The organism is Helicobacter mehlei, from assembly GCF_007280785.1.
GTDB lineage: Bacteria > Campylobacterota > Campylobacteria > Campylobacterales > Helicobacteraceae > Helicobacter > Helicobacter mehlei.
Window position 1 is genome coordinate 1 of record NZ_VKGC01000021.1, and the last position, 23865, is coordinate 23865.

General features: G+C 45.0%; 20 protein-coding genes and 1 pseudogene. 7 read left to right on the plus strand and 14 right to left on the minus strand.

Going from position 1 to position 23865, the window contains the following annotated elements; translation table 11 throughout:
- Positions 1 to 63: 63 nt before the first annotated feature.
- From FNE76_RS06715 to dcm, 4 genes are all read right to left on the minus strand, one after another.
- The gene (locus FNE76_RS06715) at positions 64 to 363 is read right to left on the minus strand and encodes a hypothetical protein (RefSeq protein ID WP_120948450.1); all 300 of its coding nucleotides are present in this window, start codon (positions 361 to 363) and stop codon (positions 64 to 66) included.
- Positions 364 to 772: 409 nt separating this feature from the next.
- Positions 773 to 1213, minus strand: a complete 441-nt coding sequence (locus FNE76_RS08570) for a hypothetical protein (protein ID WP_235852275.1) — start codon at positions 1211 to 1213, stop codon at positions 773 to 775.
- Entirely contained in the window at positions 1201 to 1479 is a 279-nt protein-coding gene (locus FNE76_RS08295) for a hypothetical protein (protein WP_162983091.1), read from the minus strand. Before FNE76_RS08295 ends, FNE76_RS08570 begins: the two co-directional genes overlap by 13 nt.
- Positions 1479 to 2378 (minus strand): DNA (cytosine-5-)-methyltransferase, encoded by a 900-nt coding sequence (dcm, locus tag FNE76_RS06725; protein ID WP_120948451.1) that lies wholly within the window; start codon positions 2376 to 2378, stop codon positions 1479 to 1481. The genes FNE76_RS08295 and dcm overlap by 1 nt, the downstream gene beginning before the upstream one ends.
- Before the next feature lie 212 nt (positions 2379 to 2590).
- Between dcm and FNE76_RS06730 the strand changes: the two genes are divergently transcribed.
- Entirely contained in the window at positions 2591 to 3328 is a 738-nt protein-coding gene (locus FNE76_RS06730; protein WP_120948452.1) for an outer membrane protein, read from the plus strand.
- A gap of 90 nt (positions 3329 to 3418) precedes the next feature.
- Positions 3419 to 4825 carry a hypothetical protein gene (locus FNE76_RS06735; RefSeq protein ID WP_120948453.1) on the plus strand — a complete coding sequence of 469 codons (1407 nt, stop codon included), beginning with the start codon at positions 3419 to 3421 and terminating at the stop codon, positions 4823 to 4825.
- A 98-nt stretch (positions 4826 to 4923) separates the two neighbouring features.
- Here the strand turns inward: FNE76_RS06735 and FNE76_RS06740 are convergent, their stop codons facing one another.
- On the minus strand, positions 4924 to 6069 hold the full coding sequence (locus tag FNE76_RS06740; protein WP_185963022.1) for an alanine dehydrogenase: 1146 nt from the start codon (positions 6067 to 6069) through the stop codon (positions 4924 to 4926).
- On the minus strand, positions 6069 to 7043 hold the full coding sequence (gene rocF, locus FNE76_RS06745; RefSeq protein ID WP_120948455.1) for an arginase: 975 nt from the start codon (positions 7041 to 7043) through the stop codon (positions 6069 to 6071). The genes FNE76_RS06740 and rocF overlap by 1 nt, the downstream gene beginning before the upstream one ends.
- Positions 7044 to 7274: 231 nt before the next feature.
- Here rocF and FNE76_RS06750 point away from each other — a divergent pair, with 231 nt between their 5' ends.
- Genes FNE76_RS06750 through polA form a run of 5 tightly spaced genes read left to right on the plus strand, consistent with a single transcriptional unit; the run spans position 7275 to position 14053 of the window.
- On the plus strand, positions 7275 to 8039 hold the full coding sequence (locus FNE76_RS06750; protein ID WP_120948486.1) for a TSUP family transporter: 765 nt from the start codon (positions 7275 to 7277) through the stop codon (positions 8037 to 8039).
- Positions 8040 to 8089: 50 nt separating this feature from the next.
- Entirely contained in the window at positions 8090 to 9502 is a 1413-nt protein-coding gene (aspA, locus tag FNE76_RS06755) for an aspartate ammonia-lyase (protein ID WP_120948456.1), read from the plus strand.
- 3 nt (positions 9503 to 9505) lie between these two features.
- Entirely contained in the window at positions 9506 to 10822 is a 1317-nt protein-coding gene (locus FNE76_RS06760; RefSeq protein ID WP_185963021.1) for a transposase, read from the plus strand.
- A gap of 1 nt (position 10823) precedes the next feature.
- Positions 10824 to 11462 (plus strand): FAD-dependent thymidylate synthase, encoded by a 639-nt coding sequence (gene thyX, locus FNE76_RS06765; protein ID WP_120948457.1) that lies wholly within the window; start codon positions 10824 to 10826, stop codon positions 11460 to 11462.
- Positions 11459 to 14053, plus strand: a complete 2595-nt coding sequence (polA, locus tag FNE76_RS06770) for a DNA polymerase I (protein WP_143928446.1) — start codon at positions 11459 to 11461, stop codon at positions 14051 to 14053. The genes thyX and polA overlap by 4 nt, the downstream gene beginning before the upstream one ends.
- A gap of 3 nt (positions 14054 to 14056) precedes the next feature.
- On the opposite strand, the gene FNE76_RS06775 is transcribed toward polA, so the two are convergent.
- The 8 genes and pseudogenes from FNE76_RS06775 to FNE76_RS06810 form a co-directional block, all read right to left on the minus strand.
- Positions 14057 to 14758 carry an outer membrane protein gene (locus FNE76_RS06775; RefSeq protein ID WP_143928451.1) on the minus strand — a complete coding sequence of 234 codons (702 nt, stop codon included), beginning with the start codon at positions 14756 to 14758 and terminating at the stop codon, positions 14057 to 14059.
- 302 nt (positions 14759 to 15060) lie between these two features.
- Positions 15061 to 16017 (minus strand): metallophosphoesterase, encoded by a 957-nt coding sequence (locus tag FNE76_RS06780; RefSeq protein WP_235852381.1) that lies wholly within the window; start codon positions 16015 to 16017, stop codon positions 15061 to 15063.
- Positions 16018 to 16276: 259 nt separating this feature from the next.
- Positions 16277 to 17092: a DNA adenine methylase gene (locus FNE76_RS06785; protein ID WP_235895366.1), complete on the minus strand. Its 816-nt coding sequence runs from the start codon at positions 17090 to 17092 to the stop codon at positions 16277 to 16279.
- Between the two features lie 26 nt (positions 17093 to 17118).
- Positions 17119 to 17771 (minus strand): annotated as a pseudogene (locus FNE76_RS06790) (type II restriction endonuclease).
- Between the two features lie 21 nt (positions 17772 to 17792).
- On the minus strand, positions 17793 to 19397 hold the full coding sequence (locus FNE76_RS06795; protein ID WP_143928448.1) for an ABC-F family ATP-binding cassette domain-containing protein: 1605 nt from the start codon (positions 19395 to 19397) through the stop codon (positions 17793 to 17795).
- A 30-nt stretch (positions 19398 to 19427) separates the two neighbouring features.
- Entirely contained in the window at positions 19428 to 20594 is a 1167-nt protein-coding gene (locus tag FNE76_RS06800; RefSeq protein ID WP_120948462.1) for an MFS transporter, read from the minus strand.
- Between the two features lie 32 nt (positions 20595 to 20626).
- Positions 20627 to 22189 (minus strand): tetratricopeptide repeat protein, encoded by a 1563-nt coding sequence (locus tag FNE76_RS06805; protein WP_120948463.1) that lies wholly within the window; start codon positions 22187 to 22189, stop codon positions 20627 to 20629.
- An 11-nt stretch (positions 22190 to 22200) separates the two neighbouring features.
- Positions 22201 to 23739, minus strand: coding sequence for a DUF262 domain-containing protein (locus FNE76_RS06810; protein WP_235895367.1), 1539 nt, complete (start codon positions 23737 to 23739; stop codon positions 22201 to 22203).
- Positions 23740 to 23865 lie beyond the last annotated feature (126 nt).

Genomic DNA, 23865 nt, shown 5'->3' on the forward strand with positions numbered 1-23865 from the left:
CAGCAAGCACCCCTGCAAGGACACTGAATTTTGGTGCCATTCCTTAGTTTCCTTTTGCACAGCTTAGGTCTTCTTTTCATCTAGTTTTAATGGGGGTAAATATTCATCAATCATTGCCTTAATGCGTTGCTCCATTTTTAAATCACTCCCCTCCTCTTGGCGTTTGGTTAATACTTCAATGTCTAACCTAGTCTTTGGCGACTCATCGGGAGGTAATCCGCCCTCAATCTCTCTAATCAACGTTTTGGTGGCGTTGTCAAAGTCCTCTCTTTGGATTAGATGGTTGAGTTGCATTTTAAAGTCCTGCAAGCTGGTAGGCTTGTTCAAAGTGACTTTGATGTGGTATCTTAAAGCAACAAGCACTGGCCTTGGTGTTAATGTCTTTAAAAGAGGCGATCAAAGCCTTGTGTGATTTTGATAAAATTCTGTGTTACTTGGCTTTTAAATGTGCCCTCTTTGAGCGTGTTTTAAGTGTTTGAAGAAGGCTTAGCTTTTAGCCTGTTTGCCCGGCATTGAGACTAGCACTCCCTCCAAAGTGCTTAGCAAACTAAACCTGTTCTTGCTCGGGGGTATAGACTTTATTGAGGGCTTTTTGGGCCACCTGTACATACCCATTCATAAAGCGTTTGGTTGCCCTTGCAAGGAGAATGTAATCAACAAGACTAGCAAATGAGCAAAAGTTCTGCTTTTGCAAACGTTTTAGCGTTTTAAGGGTCATACCGCAAACCCATAAAAAGGTGAAAGGCAAAAGCCCCAGTGGCGGAGGTTGATTTTAAAGGATTTGCACCCAAGAACCCTTAAAGCCCATTTGTTCTAAGAGAGTTTGGGGGCTCAAGGGTGGGGGGCTTTGAAGGCTAAATTTTAGGGCGTTAGCAGGAATGGGGGTTATTTTAGTGAGTTGTGCGCCATGGGGTTGCCAAGTAAAGCAGTGTTGCCCCTGTGCATTGAACCCGATTAAATTCCCCCGCGCGTTGAGCTCCCAAGAGTAGGTATTTTCAAGGGACTTAATCTCTTCTTCGAACAAAACAAAATCTTTTAAATCTAGCGCGCGCACTAACACGATTAATCTTAATTGCTGGCAAGAATGCAAAGCGATTTTAATACGCTCGTTATAGATGTTAATCAAAGCCTGCCCGGTTTTGGCTAAATTTTCTTGCCATTGCATTTGGTAGGAATACAAGGGGCTAGCGCGCCCAATAATCAGGCGTGCCATCTCCAGCTTGAAGGGGGTTTTAGTTTGATAGTTTTTGCGCTATAGCCAATACCTCCATGTTCTAAATCCAGCAAACCCAAAGGGGATAAGCATATATCGCTCTTAAAAGCCCCTCCTAAAGCGCGCACAAAGTCATCTCCGCTAATTTCTCTTTTAAGCGCGATCCAATAGATCAAATGCGCGCCTAACTCTACAATGAAGTTTTTAGAAAAGGTGTTTAGCTCCCTTTTGGGGCGCGCATCTCTAAGCTTAGGCGCATTGGGCACTAAAGCAAATCCATTAAACGCTTAGCTAGCGCGCTAATCACAGGGATACAGACAGAATTACCACACTGGGCGTGTAGGTGGCTAGGGCTCACCACAATTTTAAAGTCTTTGGGGAAGCCCATGAGGTTTAAAAGCTCTCTTGGGGTGAAGTGGCGTATTCCATTGACTAGCTGGTAATTGTGCGAAGCACTCGCCCTAAGCGCGCAGGCGTGATCTAGGATACTGATATTCCCGCTCTTGTTTTCATGCCAAATAGAGGGGCTAAACACTTGTTTGTTTTGCACGCTGGCCAATCTCTTGGCGCGGATATATGCGGAGGCTAGGGCAGAGTTAGGGGGGTTAGGCTCTAGAATAGAATTAAGATGATAGGGAATTTTAACAAAATCAAAGTTAAAGGCTTGAGCCAAGCGCGAATCTAAAAAGCCGATTAAAAATAGCCGTTCGCGCTTTTGAGGGATACCAAAGTCTAGGGCGTTGAGCACTTGAAAGCGCACGCAGTAGCCTAAATCTTGCAAACTTTGCAAAATCACCCCTAGCGTGCGCCCTTGGCTGTGAGTGGCTAATTGCTTGACATTCTCTAACAAAAAGGCGCGGGGTTTGTGGTAAGAGAGTATGCGCACAATCTCAAAGAATAACGCCCCTCGTGGGTCATCTAAGCCCCCTTGAGCCCCCATAATGCTAAAAGCTTGGCAAGGAAAACCCGCGCACAGAATATCAAAGGGGGGAATGTCTTGGCTTAGGATTTGGGTAATGTCCCCTGCGGGGGTGTCTTTAAAATTAGCCTTGTAAGTTTCTCTAGCATGCAGATCAATCTCAGAAGAAAATACACAATGAGCCCCAGCCTGCTCAAAAGCTAGTCTAATGCCTCCAATTCCGGCAAAGAGATCGATAAAACGCATCTGCGCATTCTAATGAAAAACTCCTAAAAAAACCAAAAGATCTTATATCCCCCAAGTTGTGCTATGCGCTGTTCTGTAAGAAGTGCTGGAAGTGGTTAATACAATTTGTTCCTTGTCATTTATGCGTGTTAAAAACTTAAAAAGATTTAAGTTCTTGCAATTGGCTTTAAAACTTGCTAGAATCGCTATTATTGGCCAAGAAGGAGTTTTATATGGTTAAACGGGTGTTTTTAGGGATGGGATTTGTTGGACTCTTGGGTTTGCCTTTAGAAGCGGCTAAAGATGGATGGTTTGCCCAAGTGGGGGTGCAATACTCCCATGTGGCTGGGTCGCGTGCGTATAAAACTCCCAATTCGACCACGACTTACCCCTTTTCTGGCGATCTAGGGGGTGTGGATTTTCAGGGGGGCTATAAACAATTCTTTGGTAAAAAACGGCATTGGGGCGTGCGTTACTATGGTTTGATTAGCTTGCAAGGTGGGGGCTTTTCAGAAAAAACAGACAATAAATACCCCACTCAAGGGTCTTTGGGGAATTATTTTTATGGGGTGGGGATTGACGCGTTGTGGAATTTTTTCCGTGCTAAGGGCTATGATATTGGGGCTTTTGTGGGCATGGCTGTGGGGGGGAGCACTTGGACCTTGGGGGCAGGCAAGGCTAATGGCGTGTGCCAAACCACGGTCAATAATGCCTATTGTGTGAGCTATAATGACTGGTTTCTTAAAAGTGCAATTGGCAATAACAACGCCACCTTTTCGGCTACTTTTGTGCAATGGATGTTTAACTTCGGAGTACGTGCTAATTTTAGAGCGCATAATGGCGTGGAGGTGGGCTTTAGAGTCCCAGCTATTAACAACCCCTATTACAGCGCATATTCAACGGGTCAAACCAACACTTTTTCTTTTAGACGCGTGATCGTCCTTTATGCCAACTATGTCTATAACTTCTAGGGGGATTTAGACCCCCATTATCCTTGCGTGGGTATTTGGTTAATTAACTTTTGTTACAATCGGCACTTATTTTTTGGCAAGGGGTTGTAGATGCAGATTGGTTTGAGTTGGAAATTTTACGGGATTTTGGTCAGTGGTTTAGTGTTTTTGGGGTGTGCGCACACAGAGAGTCGCGCACAACTCGCACAATTCCAGCAAGCTTACTATGCCAAACAAAACCCACAGGCAGATAAACTTTCCAAAAAGTTCATTGATCAAGACAAAAAACAAAAAGATGCGCCTTTATGGGAGTTGCAAAACGGCGTGAATGCCTTTATGATGGGCTCTTATAAGCCTTCTTTGGAGATGTTGGACAAAGCCGATAAGGTTTTTGATACCAACTATAAGAACTTGGAAAAAACCCTCTCTAAAGTTGGGGGTGCGACCTTTGGGAATGAAACCAATAAACCCTATGAGGGACATATGTATGAATGGGCTTTGACCAACTATTACAAAGCCTTAGATTATGCGCTTTTAGGCAATATGCAAGAGGCACGCGTGGAGTTTAACCGCACCATTGAGCGCCAAAGACGCTTGAAAGAGTTTTACAGCAAGGCAATCCAAAAAGCACATACCCAAATGGAAGAGGAAGCCAAGAATAAAAATCCGGGCAAACTTGCTAAATTCACAGCTAGACTTGGCAATTTTGATCAAGAATTGGAACAACGCTACTCAAATTTAAAATACATGGCTGCCTATGATGGCTTTATCAACCCTTGGATTAGCTATGTTGCTGGGTTATTTTATACCATCGATGGAGACAGCAAGGGTATTGACGATCTCAAAGAGGCCTATGCGGTGAGCAAAATCCCCCTTGTTGCTCAAGATATCAAGAATTTTGAACACCACAGCACACACAAAAGAACTTGGGTGGTTTTAGAAGATGGGGTGCAACCCACTTTGAAAGAATATAAAATCACTGAGCTTAATTTTGCGATCCCCACTTTAAAGGATGGCAAAGACTTCCACAGCACTTTCCGGTTGGTCGCAAATGGTAAGGCACAAGATTTTGAGGTTCTCTCCCACTTTGATGCGGTGGTGCAAACAGAATATAAAGTTACCTTGCCTGCCATCAAAACCCGCGCCATTAGTTCAGCAATCTTAAAAACAGCTGCGGGCAAGGGCTTACAAACAGCTGGAGCTGCGACAGGTGGCGATGCTGGAATGGCTATGATGGCTGTTGGGGGGATTATGAGCATGGTGAATAAAGCCACTACGGCAGCTGATATTAGAGGTTCTAATATTTTCCCTAAAACGGTCTATGTGGCGCGCTTTGATAATGATGAAACCCATAACTTTGCTGTCAATGTGGATCACTTAAAACAAAATTTTCAAGCGATTGCTTGTAATGACACCACAAAACCAACAGCCAACCAGTTCTGTGGCAATAAAAACAATATCATTTTTGTCCGTAGCCTCCCCAACTCCCTTAGCGTGCAAGTGCTCCCCCTCAAATAACAAGCTTGCGCTAACACCTCTGCCCCCTAGCCCCCTTGGGGGCTCCGCCTTTTCTATTTTAACTCTTTGGATTCCAAATCACCCTACAAGCCACGCGCTTAAAGCTGGGCTAACACCTCTTGAGGGTCTTTATAGGGCAAGTCAAACGCCCTAGCGATTCCCTCTTGGGTGAGATAGCCCTGATAAGCACTCAAACCCCCCAAAGTCTGGGCAACCACCTTATCTTTTGCTTGTAAAAAGCCTTTGAGTCCATGTTGTAAAAAATACAACACATAGGGCAAACTTGCATGGCTATAAGCAATCGAGCTTGTTTTAGCCACAATCCCGGGCATGTTGGGCACGCCATAGTGGAACAAATCCTCCTCTAAGTAAATGGGTGCGGAGGTGCTGGTTTGGTGGATGCTTTCAATGCACCCGCCTAGATCGCATGCCACATCCACAATCACCCCTCTTTTTTGCATGTGCTTTAAATGCCGTCTTAAGATCACTTTGGGCGTAGCCGTGGCGGTTTGCAACACCGCCCCCACTAAGCCTAGCGCGCCCTCTAGGGCATAGATAATATTAGTTTCATTCACACCCAACACTTCTAAATGATAAAGGTGGGTGTAGGGGTGATCTTGTAATTTGGCAAAATCCAGCTCTAAGATCACCACCCGTGCGCCCATCACGCTAAGAGTCCTAGCCGCCTCTAAGCCCACCACGCCCCCGCCCACAACAACGACTTTTGCCTGAGGTTCGCCCGCCAAACCACGCAACAACACCCCCCGCCCAAAGACACCCGGCAAATGTTCTAGGGCTAACAAGTAATGCTGGATAAAATGGGCGGCTAAATTGCCCGCAACCACGCTCATGGGGGCCAAGATCGGGTAATTGCCCTTAGGTCCGGGAATGGTTTCGGTGCAAATAGATAAAATCTTTTTATCCACCAGCATGCGCGCTAAAGAGGTATTATAAGCTAAATCCAAATAGCTAAAGAGAGTCGCCCCCTCTTTGAGCAAGGCATATTCATGCTCTAAGGGTTCTTTGCACTTTAAGATCACGGGCTGATCCCAGGCCTGCTTGGTGGGGACAATCTGTGCCCCGGCTTGCTGGTATTGCTGGTTGGTATAACCGCTATTCAAGCCCGCATTTTCTTCAACAAAAATTTGGCAATTGGCATTTTGCACCAACACCGCCACATCTTCGGGCACTAGGGCTACGCGGAACTCCGCATCCATGCTCTCTTTGGGCAAGCCAATGGCGATCATGCATGGTCTCTTGAATGGGTTTTGTGGGGGTGTTTCCTGCGTTGCAAGGCATACCGGGTCGCGCTCATCAAGAGTTCTAACACATCTTGTTGATCATCGCGCCCACCTCTGTGCATGTCAGGGTTGTATTCGGTGATCTCAATAGCTGCTAAGCGATCGCCAAAAGTATCCAGCAATAGTTGCAATAAATCTTGCAATTCATGGGGGTATAGACCGCGTTTTTCACGCACACCCGTAGAAGTGAAAATCCCCCCATCCATCACATCAACATCCAAACTTAAATAAATCGTGTGGATACCCTTGAGGTGTTCTTTAGCCCTTTGTACCACGCCAAACATGTCCTCTCTAATTTGCGCCACACTGAAAAGAGGGATATTGTATTCAGCGATCACCTCATCTTCACTGCGCTCCGTGCTGCGCACGCCAAAATACACTAAGTAAGCGGGATCAAAAGGCACAACCCCTTTTTCAAGCCCCAAAGAACATAAATCTTGCCAATATTCTTTTTCTTGTACGCTCAAATCATTAGGACCAGCATGCACTTTGTTGAGCACCATACCTAAGGGCATGCCATGGATATTGCCTGAGTGACTGTCATGAGCGGTGTGGATATCGGCATGCGCGTCTAAGTATAAAATCCCAATTTTTTCTTTAGGGTGTTGGCTACGCAAGGCTTGGATAATGCCAAAGGCATTAGAGTGTTCTGAGCTTAAAATAATGGGGAATTGGTGCTCTGCAAAGACCTTTTGCATGCCCGGGATCAGGGCATCTCTGCAAAACAGATAGTAATCTTCAAAGCGTTTGGCATGTTTAAAGGAAGTGTCTAACACGCACTGTTCTTCCTTGATAAAAACGGCGTGTTTGGCGACTTCTGGGCATCTTTGAATCAACGCCTGCCTCAAACATTCTACTCCCTTATTGCTCCCCCGCCTAGATGCCCCCAATTCTGCTGACAATGCGACTAAAACCATATTGCCTCCTTAAGGATTTTAAATGAGTTGGAAATTTGTTTCTGATACACACAGAAATCAAGAAGACTCTAACGAAAAAGGCTAAATGGGGCTTGAGTTAGCCTTTTAGGCAAAAATGGCGGGTTGATTTGGGGTGTAAATGAGTAGCACTTAGCAAAAAACGTGTTTTTAAAGCTCCTAAGTAAAATCGCCATGCTATATTTTAAAGCAAAAATTATTTTTGAGGATGGCATGGATTTTGGGTTTTTTGATTATGCGATCTTTTTTGTGGCGGCATTTTGTGCGGGCTTGATTGATTCCATTGCGGGGGGCGGGGGGTTGATTAGCGTGCCAACCCTCATGGCAATGGGCGTGCCTGTGCATATGGTGCTAGCCACCAATAAATTACAAAGTAGCTTTGGTAGCTTTAGCGCGGCTTTTAATTTTTGGCGCAAAGGGCTAGTCTCACTCCAAGAAATTTGGCTAGGCATTGTTTTTGTATTTGTGGGTGCATGCTTGGGGACTTATGTAATCTTGCTCTTGCAGGCAAATTTGTTGCGTCTGTTAATCCCGATTTTCTTGAGCGTAATTTTTTTATACACTCTTTTTAGCCCCAAAATTGGCGAACAAGAAAGCCAGCCCAAGCTCAAACCCGCCATTTTTTATGGGGTCTTTGGGTTTATCTTGGGGTTTTATGATGGCTTCTTTGGACCCGGGACGGGCTCTTTTTGGACTTTTTTAATGCTCGCCCTACTAGGCTTGCCCATGAAAAAGTCAGTGGCGCGTACAAAAGTTTTAAATTTCACTAGTAATATCGTGAGCTTGGGTGTTTTTATACTGGGATCGCCAATCTTATGGAGTGTCGGACTTTTAATGGGGCTAGGGCAAATGTTGGGGGCTTTTGTGGGCTCCCACTTGGTGATGGTTAAAGAGGTCAAGTTCATCCGCACGATTTTTTTAGGGGTCGTGGGTGTTACGATTCTCAAATTGCTTTGGGATTATGCCGTTAAAATTTAATATTAATTTTAAATCGGTAGAATGTCCATCATTTTATGCAGGAGAGTTTCATGGCAACTAGAAAAGAACATGATTTTATTGGCGAGATGGAGATTGATGATAGCCTATATTATGGTATTCAAACTTTGCGGGCAGTGGAAAACTTCAACATCACGCACGATCGACTTTATAACTACCCCATCTTTATCCGATCCTTTGCACAAGTCAAAAAAGCCGCTGCTTTAGCCAATGCTGATTTAGGGCTCATTGAGGTTAAGATCAAAGATGCGATCTGCCATGCTTGCGATAAAATCATTGATGGTGAGCACCATGATCAATTTGTCGTGGATATGATTCAAGGCGGGGCGGGCACAAGCACCAACATGAATGTCAATGAGGTCATCGCCAACATGGCATTGGAGTATTTGGGGCATAAAAAGGGCGAGTACCAATACTGCCACCCCAATGACCATGTCAATCGTTCCCAAAGCACAAACGATGTCTATCCTTCAGCACTCAAGATCGCCATTTATGAACGCTTGGATCACCTAACCCAAATCCTTAAAATCCTTAAAGATGCCTTTGCCAAGAAATCTAAGGAGTTCGCCCATATCCTCAAAATGGGGCGTACCCAGCTTCAAGATGCTGTGCCTATGACTTTGGGACAGGAATTTGAAACCTTTGTTTCTATGGTGAAAAAGGACATCCAGCATGTCTTTGATGCTAGAGAATGGACTCGCGTCCTGAATTTAGGCGGGACGGCTATTGGCACGGGGATCAACTCCCACCCAGATTATAAACGCATCGTGGAAAAGAAAATCCAAGAAGTGACCGGTCGCCCCTTCACCATTGCTAGCGATTTGATTGAGGCTAGCCAAAGCACGGGGGCTTATGTGCAAGTCAGCGGGGCACTCAAAAGGATTGCCATCAAACTCTCTAAAATCTGTAACGATCTGCGCTTGCTAAGCTCAGGACCGCGTGCGGGCTTAAATGAAATTAATCTACCCAAAATGCAACCGGGTAGCTCCATTATGCCCGGTAAAGTCAATCCGGTCATCCCTGAAGTGGTGAATCAAGTGTGCTTTTCGGTCATTGGCAATGACCTAGCTGTCGCGATGGCAGCTGAGGGTGGGCAACTCCAACTCAATGTTTTTGAACCTGTGATCGCCTATAAACTCTTCCATTCTTTCCTAATGCTCAACCGCGCGATCCGCACCTTGGTTGAAAAGTGTATCAATGGCATCACGGCTAACGAAAAAATTTGTCATGATTATGTTTTTAATAGCATTGGCATTGTTACCGCGCTCAACCCACACATTGGCTATGAAAAATCCGCTTCCATTGCTAAAGAAGCCTTGGATACGGGTAAATCAGTCCATCAGATCGTGCTGGAACGCCAGTTGCTCACCCAAGAACAATTAGATGAGATTTTCCAACCAGCCAACATGCTAAGTCCCCATGTCTTTAAAAAGCACAAGGACTAGCTATTGTCTAAATTTTTAATTTTAGGCATGCTCTGTGGGGCGTTGCTCTGCGCCAAGGCTCCCCACAAACGGGATTTATTGCCCCTGCCCCCAGCCAAGCAAGTTGTGGTGCAACTTGAAGAGCCTTGCGATGAAGCTTGTTTGCAAAAGCTCTATGAGGAAGGGCAGGTCTTTTCCTTTATGGCGTATTTTTCAGAGGGCATCAAGCACCCCCAACTACGCGATGATTACCAAATCATCAATAACTGGCTCAACCCACCCGCCTTGCAAGAGGTTTTCACCGAACAACAATTTTCCCCAGACACCCCTTACCATGTGGCACTCCTAGTGCCCAAAAAGGTGATCGGGCGTTATAGCAATGCCGCCATTAATGCCATTTTGGCTTATCTCTCTTATAAAAACCACGATTTTATCTTTAAAGTCTTTGATAGCCAACAAGAAGATCCCGAGAGTTTAAAACAAACCTATCAGGCCATTGAAAAAGAAGACTTTCCTTTTGTCATCGCCCTTTTAACCCAAAGTGGCGTGGAGAATTTGATCGCCCAAACACCCTTGAATCTGCCAACCATCATCCCCACGGTGCATAAAAACCAGCTTGAAAAATTAACTAATTTGCCTGCCTCTTTGCTCTTTGGCGGGATTGACTTTATCCAGCAAGTCCATGCACTTTTGAATTTGGGGCAATATAACCCCCTAGTGGTCTATAATGATGATAGTTTTCGGGGTGCCATGTTGGGCAAGAGTTTAAAGGACTTGGGCGCGCAAATCATCTTGGAGGACACCATCACCTTTAAAAAGGCGAGCACTTTTTCTAGGGAGCTTAAGGGACAGGCCAAATACTTAAAAAATGCGGTGGTCTTTTTTAACACACCCATTGTCAAAACCGGGCTCTTGCTCTCCCAAATTAGCCGTCTGCCCAAAGCCGACCGCCCCAAAATGATGCTCTCCTCCCAGATCAACTTCAATTTATCCATGTTCATGCTCACCCAGCCTAGGGATCGCACTAACTTTTACCTCACCAGTGCGATTGGCAAAACTAGCCCCTATCTTAGCCAATATGCCTCCATTCTCAATACAGACTTGCAATATGATTGGGTGAGTTATGCTAGTTTGGATAGTTTGGATCACATGCTCACGCGATTTTATGCCAACTTCAAGCCCGATTTTAGCGAGCCTCTGCAGGATCGGCAAATTATCTACACCAACACCATCTATACTCCTAAGAATTTGGGCTTTGCCCCCGAAGGGATTGCCCCAACCCCCCAGTCTAGCGCACAAGATACGCCCCCACCAGTCCAAACCCTCCTTGTAAAGCCCTAATATGTTAGTGATTTTAAAGCATGCCACTCCCTTGTCTTGTTGCTACGAAGCGATCCGCACTTGTTACCAGAGTTTTGCCAATAGCGATGGAGGCGGGCGTAAAGATTTAGAACTCATCGATCGCGTTGCCAACAAATACCGCCATAACTCCACCCTAGAACATCTCTTTTATAATTTTGATATTCAAGGCATTAGCCGCGCTTGTTTGCAAGAGTTAGCCCGCCACCGCATGGCTAGCTTTTCAGTCAAATCCAGCCGTTACACCCTCAAAGAGCTCCAAGCCCAAGAGAGCTTTTTACCCCTTGAAGAGCCAAATCTCCAGCGCGCCCAAGAGTTTTTGGTCTTTACGGGAGTGGAGGCTGTCGATCATGCTAGCGTGCAAGCCCTAGAAAATTTACGGCTCTTGATTGTGGGGCATGTGAAAAATGATTATGCTAAGTTTGCCATGCCTGAGAGTTATAAAACCAGTCTAGCCTTTAGCATCAATGCCCGCAGTTTGCAAAACTTTTTGAGCTTACGCACGCACAACAAAGCCCTTTGGGAAATCCGCCTTTTAGCCCTCAAGCTTTATGAAGCCTTGCCCAGCGAGCACCAATACCTCTTTGAGGATTGTATCCACAAAGTAGCCCAACAAGCATGAAAACCATCCATTTGGTGGATACCTTCAACCTCCTTTTTAAATTCTACTACCCCTTTAGAGATTGGCACACTTCAGCAGGCTTTAACACCGCATGGCTGAGTGCCTTTGCCCATGTGATCCAGAAGGTCTATAAATTCAAAGCTAATGCTCTGATCTTTGCTCTAGAGAGCCCTAAAAGCCAGCGCAAAACCCTTTATCCGGATTATAAAGCCAAACGCCTAAGCCCCCCCCATCTAGAGGAACAACTCCCCATTATTTTTGATTGGATCAAGCAAATGGATTTATGCGCTTTGAGTGTGGAGGGTTATGAAAGCGATGATGTGATTGCCAGTCTTAGCACACTTTTTAGCCAACAGGGTTACCAAGTGCGCATTTTAAGCAATGATAAGGATTTTTACCAGCTGGTTAGCCCCTCTGTGTGCGTGCATGACTTTGCGGGCAACACCGATCGGGGCGTGGCATTTTGCCTTGAAAAATACAAAATACCCCCCCACCAATTTAGGGATTATCAAGGTTTGGTGGGTGATAGTAGCGATGGGTATAAGGGCGTGGAGGGAATCGGGCCTGCCTATGCGATCAAATTATTAAATGCCTTTGAAAACTTAGAAAATCTCTATGATCCAATCAATTCCCCCAAGCTTGCCAGCATGCTACCCCCCAAACTCTTAGATGCCCTCATTAGAGATAAAAATCAAGCTTTTTTAAGCAGGCAACTAGCCACCTTACAGACTAATCTTTTTACAAGCACCCCCCCAGCCCTCTTCCCCACACAAAACCCCCTTTTGCGCATTAGCCATGAGCTCAAAAAATACGAAATGTTTGCCCTGCTCAAGCAGATCACACCCACCACACTTTTTGAGAGCACGCCCCCCACCCCCAAGCTTGCCATTTGCACCCCCAAGCAAGCCACAGAGTGGCTAACCCCTTTTGATCGGTGTGCTATCCAGCTAGTCAAAACATCTAATGAGGTGCTAGGTCTTGGCATTTTAGCAATTACTGGAAAACCCGATACACAAGCCTTTATTTTTGTGGATATACGCCAAGACTTTACACCTTTTTTGCACGCCCTCTACCAACGCCACATCATTGGCTACCAACTCAAAGATGTTTTTAATGCCTTTAGGGCTACAAAAATCCCCCTACCCAAGCACTATGATGACATTGCCCTTTTAGCATGGCTGGTACACTCTAGCCTAGAACCCACCATTAGCGCATTAGCCCAAGTTTTTAAAAGCCAAGCCCACCCCTTGCACGCCATAAAAGAGATCAATCTCAATACCCTTGCTGGTTTGGCACTAGATAATACCCGTCTTATCGCGCAAGCCTACAGCCATTACCAAAACACCCTAAGCCCTGATCTGTGGCAAATCGCTCACGATCTGGAATACCCGCTTTTAGAAACTCTTTTTGAGATGGAAGGGCATGGCTTTAGCATTGATCGAGAATATTTCCAAGCCCTCTATACCCAGTTTGTGAGAGATTTAGAGGACTTGCAAAAGAGTATCCAAGAGATGGTGGGGGCTATTAATATCAATTCTAGCAAACAATGGGCGCAATTGCTATACGAACAATTAGCCCTACCCACTAAGGGGATCAAGAAAAACAAAACGGGTTTTTCTACCGATGAGATGAGTTTAAAAACCTTGCAAGAAAATGCCCCCCAAAGCGTGCAAGGAATCGATGTCCATACTCTTTTAGGCAAACTCCTAGAATACCGCGAGATTTTCAAGCTCCAATCCACCTACCTGCAGCCCATTTTAGATCAGCACACAGCGGGCAAAATCCACACCACCTTTTACCAAAACACCACCGCCTCCTCAAGGCTTAGCTCCGCCCACCCTAATTTGCAAAATATCCCCATCAGAACGCCCTTAGGCAAGAAGATCGCCCAAGGCTTTATTGCCAGCCCCCACATGTTGTTGCTGGGCATTGATTACTCCCAAATTGAATTGCGTCTTTTAGCCCATTTTAGCCAAGATACCCACTTGATTAGCGCCTTTAAACAAGATCAAGACATCCATTTAAACACCGCCCAAGCCCTCTTTGGCGATCAGGCTTTAGAAAAACGCGCCATTGCCAAGAGCATTAATTTTGCCCTCATTTATGGCATGGGGCCTAAACGTTTGAGCCAATCGCTCAAAATCAGCCTAGAAGAGGCTAAAGAGTATATCCAACGCTATTTTAACACCTTCCCCACGATCCAAGATTTCTTAGAACAACTCAAAGCCCGTATCGAACAAGAGGGGGAGATCACCACCCTTTTAGGGCACAAACGGCATTTTGATTTTAGCCATGCCAGCCCCAAACTCAAAGCAGATTATTTACGCGAAGGGGTTAATACCCTTTTTCAAGGCAGTGCTAGCGATCTAGTCAAGCTTGCCATGCTCAAAATCCAAGAATATACCAAGCAACACCCCCAAATTAAAATGCTCGTGCAAGTGCATGATGAGATCATCTTAGAAGTGCCCCAAGAGCAAGCCCCCCAGATCGCCCAAGATTTAAAAGAGCTGATGGAAAATATCTACCCCCTAAGTGTGCCCTTAAGTTGCCATGCCAACTTAGCCACTAACTGGGGGGATTTAAAGGGTTAGAGCCTAGAAGTTATAAACATAGTTGGCAAAGACAGCGATATTGCGTCTAAAAGCCATCGTGCCTTGTGCCCCTTTGGCGACATTGCCATATATCTGTTGTATCTGTTGCAATGTCTTCATTTTGAAGTAAGGGTCATCAATGGTGGGGATGCGGATACCCACCTCAAAGCCCTGATGTTTAGTCAAATTAGCCCTAAACCCGATGTTAAAGATGAATTGCACGAAAGTAGGCGAGACACTGGCTTGCAAAAGCTTACTAATCTCTTTATTCTTGTCTATCAAGCTTGCAAAGTCTGCATAATAGTCATTCATGCTGATGCAAGCGGTGCTATTGCTATTGGGTTTCGTATAACGGCATTGCCCATTAGCCTTACCGCCACCCTCCAGCCACGAGCTCCCCCCAATCATCACACCCACAAAGACCCCGTAAGCTTGGTTATTTTTTTCATAGAAGTTATAGAGCGCATCGATCCCCACGCCATAAAAGAGATTAGCTGAGGGTTGGCTACTTTTCTTGGTTGAGAATGTCATGGTCGTGTCATCAAAAACTTGATATTCATAAGGATAATTCCCACCCTGCCCGCTAAAAAACCCATAATAACGCAAGCCCCAGTGTTTTTTCTGCCCAAAGAATTGCTTGTAACCAAACTGGATATCTGCCCCAAAGAGGTTGCCATTAAACTTGCCCGAGCTACCAGTAGCCACGCTCGTATAACCATTAAAAAATGGCAATGCGTTAGCACCACTCGTCTTATTAGAACGCTCAAAATTAGAATACTGGAACCCGCCCTCGATGAATGCACCGTTTTTTTCTGCGCTTAAAGAAACAAGAGAAAAAAGACCTAAAGCCGTTGCTCTTAAAAGAGAACGCTTAAAGCTGTGCTGTGCTGTGCTGTGCTGTGCTGTGCTGTGCTACTACCATACCAAAAAACCCCTTAAAAACTAGAATAAAGTGATAATAAAAAAACAATGCAATGCTAATCCTTTTTGGCTTATATGTCAAGCCTTTAGGCTTGATTTTCAGGCTCTAAGTGGATGGATACGATTTCGCTCTTGGTGAAGATGCGCACAGGGGGTCCCCAAAAGCCACAACCGCTACTCACAATCATTTGGCAATCTTTCAAATGATAATGCCCATAAATGTATTTTTGATCCAGCCACACCAAGAGGCTAAAGGGGAATATTTGCCCAGCATGGGTGTGCCCGCACAAAATCAAGTCGGGTTTTTGTTCTAAATGTGTTAAGGATTTGGGTTGGTGGGAGAGTAAAACACTGGGCAGATTGGGGTTGGCTTGGGTAAAGATAGTCTTAAAATCGGGTTCAAAACGCTTAAAGCGATACCCTATCAGGTCATTTACACCCATTAGATTAAGCCCTGCAACTTGGACACTCTCATTTTGCAATACGCGTAAATGATTCTTTTGAAACACTTTAACAAGCGCATCCACCCCGTGGTAATATTCATGGTTGCCCAGCACACAATACACGCCATATTTAGATTGGATACTTTTAAGCGGGGTTAAATCCTTTTGCACCAACTGAGCCTTCAAATCCGCCAAGTCCCCCACAATCACGACGATATCCGGATCAAGCGCGTTAATACGATCGACAATCTTTTGCAAGTAATCTTTTTTAAGATACGCCCCTATATGCACATCGCTGATCATCACAAGGTGGCACGCTTCTTTTAAATTTTTTAGCTTTACACTGCGCCTTGTGATCACAAGATTGGTTGAATTGTAAAAGCCCTTTGCCATAGAGGTAAAGAAAACCCCTAGTAGACCTATATCCAAGAGTTTTTTAAGGCTTTGGCGTCTGTGCGTATCTGTGCTTTGGTGCAGTGTTTTAAGCGCGATGGAGTGCAATAATAGCAGGCAGAAGAGAATAAAACTTGCGGCCATGCTCATCCCGCCTAGGGCATACAAGAAGGTATGTAATGTCTCCAAATGGGCAAAAACTTTCATCTGCACGATTCGATAGAGAATGTTTAAAGCATACAGACAAATAGGCAGAAAACGCAGAAGAGGATAGGCAGACTTCCTTAGCCTCAGATAGCTAAAGAAGTTCATGCAAAAGAAGACAAAAAGAAAAATTAGAGTAAAAGTTGTTATGCTCATAGGGGCAAGTTTTACCATGCTAATCTCCTCTTTTTCCTTAAGCAAAGAAGAGAGGGCAGAAAAGATTAATAGGGGTGTCCATCTCCTTGTTGGGCAAATATCCCGCTTAACTGTTTTTAAAGTCTTGCACTAAAGCCTCTTTGATGGCGTTACGATTCTTTTCTTTGCCCCCTAGATGGTAGAAATGATCTAATAGCTCTATCTGATGTTCTTGATAGCGGTGAAGATATGGATTGGTTCTGTATGTGTTGCTATGCCAAGTAGAAAGCAAAAAACTAGCTTGTGTGTGTTCAAGCAAGTCATAGAGTGTTTCCTCGTACTTAGGACTCCACAGACTAAAATAGTCAGCATGTCTGCCAATGTAGGGGGGATCGCAGTAAATCAAGTCACCCTTTTGTGCCTGTTTAAAAATTTGCATAAAATTACAGCAGAGAAATGTGTAGTCGTTTTGAGCTATACGCTCACTGACCCATTTAACTTGATTTGTGATTTTTGTAATGTAAGCAGGGGCAAAACGGCGATCTTTCTTGCAATAGGGGACATTGAAATCCCCCCTAGAATTGAAACGCATCAATCCATTAAAACAACTGCGGTTAAGAAATAAAAAATCATGAGAGTCTTGGTTCTTATTAAATCTCTGCCGTATTTTTAAATAATGTGCCTGCCCTTCTTGTTCTAGTTCTTGACCCTCTTGGATTAAAAACGCACGCACCGAATCCTCAGTAAGTGTGCCTTCTTTAATTGCATTGTAAAAATTAATGATATGGGGGTTATTATCACTAAAAACCGCCACTTTGGGCATTAAATTAAGCCCAACTACGCCACTTCCCATAAAGGGTTCATAATAAACACCAACATCTAAAGTCTTAAAAACTTCTTGAATATAGGGGACAATTTTAGTTTTAATCCCTTGAATCTTCAAGGGAGGAATCCTTACTTTTTGGGATTCTAGCATGGCTTAATGCCTCGGTAGCGTAGATATGCATCAAGGTTGCGGATGGGCTTTTGAATCCCCGTAGGGTCTGTAATATTGATATACCCATAGTTCATCCAGTAATCGTCAAAAATCTCTTCGCCTAATTTTGCAAAAACTCCCCTTTCGTGTAAAATATCCGCAATCACTTTAATGCTCCCAATATTAGCGGTGTTCCCACTCCCACGACAGAAATGCTCTTTGTACTCTTGCAAGGGAATTGGATATTTTTACACGATTCTCTGTTTCTAAAATATTCCCCATGCGAACCTAGAGTGAAGCCATTGCATAAATTCGGATTTTTTTGCGTTGCGGTAGGTTGTTTTTAAATCAATGGCGTATTTTAGTGCTGGATTTGCCTTAGACAAAACGATAGATCTGGGTAATAGTTTTGATGGCTAGGCAAGACCACATCAAAACCACAATCTTCAGCAAATTCTAGGATATAGAGAAACATGTGAATCTCGAGAATCTTAGAAACCACTTTTGTGTCATTTGATAGAGAAAACAGATGCCTTTCACTATCGATAAACCCCTTGATTTTCCATTGGTGATCGGGCTGGCAAATCTGTTCCTTAAGCTTTTCTAAAAACATTCTAAAAGCCCTCATAAAATCCACTTTACACATAACTTGCCCCTAACCTGTAAATTATGTCCCCTTGCTCGCCAAATACTCCTCATAACTCCCCCTAAAATCGATCACCTTTGCGCCCTTGTTGCTAGGCACAAGTTCAATAATGCGATTCGCATACGCGCTAATGAGTTCGCGATCGTGGCTGACACAAATCAACGCCCCCTCAAATTTATACAACGCCTCGCCTAAAGCGATGATCGCCTCTAGGTCTAGGTGGTTGGTGGGTTCATCCAGCACTAAAAAATTGCCCTTTTCAAGCATCAGCTTGCTTAAAACCATGCGGTGCTTCTCCCCACCACTCAGCGCATTAATGCTTTTTTCTTGCTCCGCCCCGCTAAAGAGCATGCGCCCTAAAGCGTTGCGCACCTCGCCACTCTCGATCTTTTTATTGAAGTTAAAAAGCCATTGATACAGACTCTCCTCCCCCTGAATGCTCTCGCTCACATCTTGGGGGAAGTAGCCCCTTAGCACAGTCGCGCCCCATTTTACACTCCCACTATCTGGAGCCAACTCCTCTACTAGGATTTTACACAGCGTGCTCTTGCCCACGCCATTAGGCCCAATCAAGGCGATCTTATCTTTGGGGGCGATTTTTAGGCTCACATTTTTAAGCACCACCAAATCCCCATAAGACTTAGAAATCTGGCTACATTCTAAAGCTTCGTTGCCAATGGTGCGCTGAGGTTTAAAGACAATGCTAGGATCGCGCCGACTTGAAACCTCAATGCTTTGAATATCCAGTTTATCTAATTGCTTTTGGCGGCTGGTGGCCTGCCTAGCCTTGCTCGCATTGGCTGAAAAGCGCGCGATAAAGCGTTCTAGCTCCTCTTTTTCCTTGAGCTTTTTATTGCGTTCGGCTTCTTTTTGTTTGGCAATTAAAGTAGAGGCGATGTACCAATCATCGTAATTGCCGCTAAACTCTCTGAGCGTGTTAAAGTCCAAATCCAAAATATGGGTGCAAACGGCGTTTAAAAAGTGGCGATCGTGGCTGATGATGACCATCGTGCCCTCATGGCGTTTGAGGTTCTCTTCTAGCCAAGCAATGGCGTTTAAATCTAGGTTATTGGTGGGCTCATCTAAGAGCAAAATATCGGGCTTGGGGAAGAGCACTTGAGCGAGCAGAATCTTAAATTTGTCGCTACTAGGCAAACTTTGCATTAAGTCATTATGCCGACTAGCTGGAATGCCCAAATCCTCTAAGATTTTCTCCACCACCACCTCGCATTCATAAAGTGGGTCTTCTTGCACGCAAATCATCTCTAGTTCGGCCAAACGGGCATTGACCTTATCATCGCTCAAATCCGCTTGGCTGTAGAGTTTTTCTTTTTCTTTGAGCGCGTCATAGAGGGTTTTATTGCCCATGAGTACCGCGTCTTTTAAGCTAAACTCTTCAAAGGCGTATTGGTCTTGGCCTAAAACCCCTACTTTAAGCCCAGAACCCACGCTAATCTCCCCGCTGCTAGGCTCGATCTCCCCGGCTAAAATCTTTAAAAAGGTGCTCTTGCCTGCACCATTGGCCCCAATCAGCCCGTAGCGTTTGTGTGCGTCCAATGTGAGACTGACACTTTCAAAGAGTTTTTTAGTGGCATAGCGCATGCTAACTTGTGTGGCTTGTAACATGGTGATCCTAAGTTTTAGCTCAAGTATAAACTACTTTACTTGAAAACTTGCCTTTTTAATGCCAAAACTTAAGATACTCAAGGCACTTAAAGCAAAGAGAGCCGCGCACAGCCCGTTAAAATTGACATTTAAATGCGCCACCAGCCCGCCAGCCAAAGAGGCAAAGGTGATCCCCACATTAAAAGAGGCTTCATTGAGCGCGATAGTGTCATTTTGGGTGTTTGGGGTAAAAACGCGGGCTAGATGGTTACACAACATTTTAAGCGGGGCGATGCAAGCAAAGCCAAAAAAGCCAAAGCCCATGACATTGGCGATTAAAACCCACTTGGGTAGATAGTAGCTAAAACTCATTGCGCTTAAGGTCAAAATCTGCATGGTGAGCAAAAAGCCTAAAGAGGCAAAAGAGCCCCTTAAATCTGCTAGTTTGCCCCCAAAGAGATTCCCCACTATGGCGGCAATGCCAAAGAATAAATAGGCATTGGCAATGCTTATCGAACTAAAGCCGTGTTGTTCTAAGAGCACGCGCAAATAAATATAGACCACAAACATGGAGCCACAAGAAAAGGCGGTTACCAAAAAGCCCTGCCACACAGGCGCAAAACCAAAAGCTATCCATAGATTTTTAAAACTTGCTTGCTTGCTACTGAGTTTGGGCATGATGAATAGGGCGCAGAGGGCGACTAAACAGCTCACACAAGCGATCAGCAAAAAGGGGGCTAAGAGTCCATAATGTTTGGATACTAGAATGCCTATGGGCACGCCGGTAACTAACGCGATGGTTAGCCCGCTGACCATCAAACTTAACGCCATGGTGGTTTTGGACTTGGGCGCAACCTTAATGCTAATGATGGTGGCGATCACAAAGAAGAGCCCATGCATTAATCCCCCAATAAAGCGCGCCACTAGCGCGATCCAAAGGCTAGAACTGACAAACATGATCGCATTGGAGAGAGAGAAGATGGCGAGGGTGAAAATGAGCTGGTTTCTGTAATTAAAAGAGGAGATGAGCACGCTCACAATGGGCGCGCCCACCACCACCCCTAAAGCATAAAGCGTGGCTAGATTGCCCACCTGACTATCAGACACTCCATAATAAGCACTCAAGGGGGTTAAAATTCCAGAGACAATGAATTCGGCTACCCCCAAGCAAAAACTAGAGAGGGCTAATAAAATGATGATTCGCAAATAATGCCGCATACCACACCTTGTAAAATGGCATATTAAACCTCTTAATCCCACATCCCACAAGACTTTTTGAGGTATTCAAACGCCTTCTTTAAATCGGGTTCTACACCCAAGCCCTTGTCGTAGATTTGGCTTAATCGGCGGAAAACCTCTTGTTTTTCATACCTTCCTCCAAGTGCCTTTGTGTAATAGGCAAGTGCCTTAGAATAGTCTTGTGGCACCCCCTCGCCATTAAAATACATCTCGGCCAACGCAAAATAGGCTTCGTAGTCCTCTTTGATTGCGATTGCCTTTTGGAAGTATTCTAGGGCTTTTTGGTAGTTTTGCACGCACCCCCTGCCCTCGTAATAGCTCCGCCCCACATAGGTATAAAGCTTCGTGTTGCCTAGCTCAATGGCTTGGAGACACCACTCTAGAGTTTGTGCATAGCTATAGTATTTTTTGCCCCAATACGCCATCCGGTTATATGCCTCTGCACCAAAGACCTCTGTAGCCAATATGGCTGCTTTTTGATAATAAAACACCGCCTTTTTGTCTTCCTTATCTAAGCCCGCCCCCTGGCTATGCTCTAAGTATCTCTTAGCCACTCTGTGGCAAATGCGCGCCCTCTCTAGCTTGCTCTTGCCCATTTTGATGGCTTTATTGTAATATGCCTGGGCTTTTTCAGGGTCTTTAACCCCCTCATTATAAAGATATATGTCTGCCAAATTAAAACAAGCGATTTCAGAACCCATATCCGCTGCTAAATTCAGGTATCCTAAGCTTTGTTGGATATCCACAGCCACCCCATTACCCCTAGCGTAAAAACGCCCTAACATTTCATAAGCCCTAAAATCCCCCATTTCTCCCGCTTTTTTAAAATATTCTAGAGCTTTGGCAAAGTTAGGGCATTCTGTAATCCCTGTTGGTCTATAATGGTGATAGATCTCACCGATTTGATAAAAACCCTCCACATCGCCCAACTCCGCACTCTTTTCATAGTATCTGATGGCTTTTTGAAAATATCTATAGTTGTCTGCTCGGAGGGCTCTTAAAAAATAAACATCTACCTTTCTAGGGAAGGCTTGGTTAGAACCCTCACCCCCCGCTTTAAAGTCCTGCACGGGCAGATCATCAAACAACGCCACCAGTCTTAAAAAATCAAGGGCATAGCGGTAAGTATCAAAGTGGTATTGGGCATGGCATGTGCCCCTGCTGTTTTTAAAGAGTTTGGTAAAGGCGGGGGTGTTTTGGGCTTCTTTGAGATTTTGCGCCCCACAAGTGATCAACCAAATATGTCCGTTGTCATCATCTAAATTTGCCCAACACACATAAAACCCATGTGCCCTCTCTAACTTGGCTGTATTGACCAAATCCTCTTGCAAGATAGACTGGGGGGCAAAAATGAGCATGCTCTCCACGCTTTGCACGCCTTTAGGACCTAAAAGCTTAAAAGGCGTTTTGTAAAGCGCACACACCCACCCGATCTTTTCCAAACATTGATTTAAATCTTTGGTAATGTCTTTTGAGCGTGGGTAGTGTCCTTTATAAGAACTCTTTGCAAACTCTGCAAAGTTACCCTCAAGCCTTTGACGCTCTGCAAACTCTAAACCCACCCGCTCGATCACCGCATACCTCCCTACACCGCATATTCTTTGAAAAACGCATACAGACGCTGGTAAATCTCCTCTGTGCGGGCTTTGATGTCCTCTAGCAGCCAATCGCTTTTGGGGAATTTGGCTAAGTCCTGCGCCTCTAAGAACTTGGATTTGGCATACTTGCTCTTTTTGGCATCAAAATAACCATTGCTCGCCTTGATGTTAAGCGGTTTTTCTAAAAGGATCTTGTTGCCAATAGACTCGACTAAAGCATTTGCCTCTTTTGGGCTAAGCTTGACATAATTTGTCTGCCACTTTTTGGGGAAAATGTGCTCGATCTCGGGTTTTTCACAAACCCCTGTGGGTTGCTCGGGGTATTTTAAACACATGTTGAGAGCCAAAAGGGATTTTGTGAGTCTCTTTGTTTGCGCCGCTTCAAAGAAAGTGCGGAAAGTGTATTCGCTCCTCTGGGTAGTAACCACGCCCTCTAAAATATCTTGACTCCCCGCTTTAAAGTCTATGGTGCCTGTTTTGTAAAGTGAAGTGTAGGCATGGTAGATCAGGTCTTTAATCTGCCCGGAGTGCCGACTGATGGTATAGACCAAAAAGTGCGCGCATGTCCGCATTAAAAGTTCCTCATGCCCTTTAAGATAGTCCTTGCCATTCTCTAGACAATACACATAGTAAGCTCCATCCAAGAATTGCCAATACCCATTCTCTAAAGCGCAAAGGACATCATAAAGATGGTGTGATTTAAGGCTGTAATTGCGTGTCCCTCCATTGCCATACCAATACTCCCGCATTTTTGCAATTTCTTGCATGATCGAGCCATCTTTGAGTAGGTTGCGGTGCTTGTTCAAAAAGAAAGGGCGCAAGCCAATTTCGCGACTTTTATCCCCATGGCGCGCCCGCAAGTTGTGCATACCAAGTCTAAAGAGAAAAGGGAGTCCGTCTTCTTCTTTGTTGTATTTTAATTGCTCTAACTCTTGCCACTGCGCAATAAATGCCTCTCTCTCTTGCCCACTCCTGCTAGAAAAAATCACGCTTTTAAAAATGTCTGTGTCATTTAAAGGGAGTCCCCTCGTGTTGAGCGTGTTAAAGACCCTTAAGGCGTATTCTAAGCGTTCATCTTCACTGGCTGACCCCCCACACTCTACAGAGAGCACAATACAAGAGTGCAACACACATAAACATAGATTGTGGAAAGTCGTGGGGTGCTCTGTGGCAAACTCATCTAAGCGGGCGCAAAAATAGCGGTAGTTTTTTTCATAGTTTGAGCTATCTTGCTCCTCATCTTGCTCTAGCCCCTTTTCTAAGATGTTTTGCAAGATTTGGTGCTTGTCCCCACTGATGGCGTGGCTGACTAAGTGGGGCTTAGCGGGGTTTGGCTCACCTGTAACACCATCAATCTCCCACAGACAAGAGGCAAGATTGTCTAACAAGCGTTGCATTTTGCCATTGTTTTCACGGGTGAGTTTGGCGTGCATGGCTTTGAGTAACAGCATTAAAGTCGTGGTGCGTTGTTGCCCATCCACGATATGCTTTTGATCCTTAATGGGGTAAATGACAACCGATCCCAAGAAGTAGGGGTTTTGATCAAGCTGGGGGGGGGGGGGGGGGGGGGGGGGGGGGGGGGGGGGGGGGGGGCGGGCCGGGGGGGGGGGGGGGGCGGCCGGGGGGGGGGGGGGGCGCGGGCGGCCGCCGCG

Bases quoted from the DNA above. Each gene is read 5' to 3' on its own strand.
- FNE76_RS06735 (WP_120948453.1), top strand. From the start codon at position 3,419: ATGCAGATTGGTTTGAGTTGGAAATTTTACGGGATTTTGGTCAGTGGT.
- FNE76_RS08570 (WP_235852275.1), bottom strand. From the start codon at position 1,213: ATGGCACGCCTGATTATTGGGCGCGCTAGCCCCTTGTATTCCTACCAA.
- FNE76_RS06800 (WP_120948462.1), bottom strand. From the start codon at position 20,594: ATGCGGCATTATTTGCGAATCATCATTTTATTAGCCCTCTCTAGTTTT.
- thyX (WP_120948457.1), top strand. From the start codon at position 10,824: ATGTTAGTGATTTTAAAGCATGCCACTCCCTTGTCTTGTTGCTACGAA.
- rocF (WP_120948455.1), bottom strand. From the start codon at position 7,043: ATGGTTTTAGTCGCATTGTCAGCAGAATTGGGGGCATCTAGGCGGGGG.
- FNE76_RS06780 (WP_235852381.1), bottom strand. From the start codon at position 16,017: ATGAAAGTTTTTGCCCATTTGGAGACATTACATACCTTCTTGTATGCC.
- FNE76_RS06795 (WP_143928448.1), bottom strand. From the start codon at position 19,397: ATGTTACAAGCCACACAAGTTAGCATGCGCTATGCCACTAAAAAACTC.
- FNE76_RS06730 (WP_120948452.1), top strand. From the start codon at position 2,591: ATGGTTAAACGGGTGTTTTTAGGGATGGGATTTGTTGGACTCTTGGGT.
- aspA (WP_120948456.1), top strand. From the start codon at position 8,090: ATGGCAACTAGAAAAGAACATGATTTTATTGGCGAGATGGAGATTGAT.
- FNE76_RS06750 (WP_120948486.1), top strand. From the start codon at position 7,275: ATGGATTTTGGGTTTTTTGATTATGCGATCTTTTTTGTGGCGGCATTT.
- dcm (WP_120948451.1), bottom strand. From the start codon at position 2,378: ATGCGTTTTATCGATCTCTTTGCCGGAATTGGAGGCATTAGACTAGCT.
- polA (WP_143928446.1), top strand. From the start codon at position 11,459: ATGAAAACCATCCATTTGGTGGATACCTTCAACCTCCTTTTTAAATTC.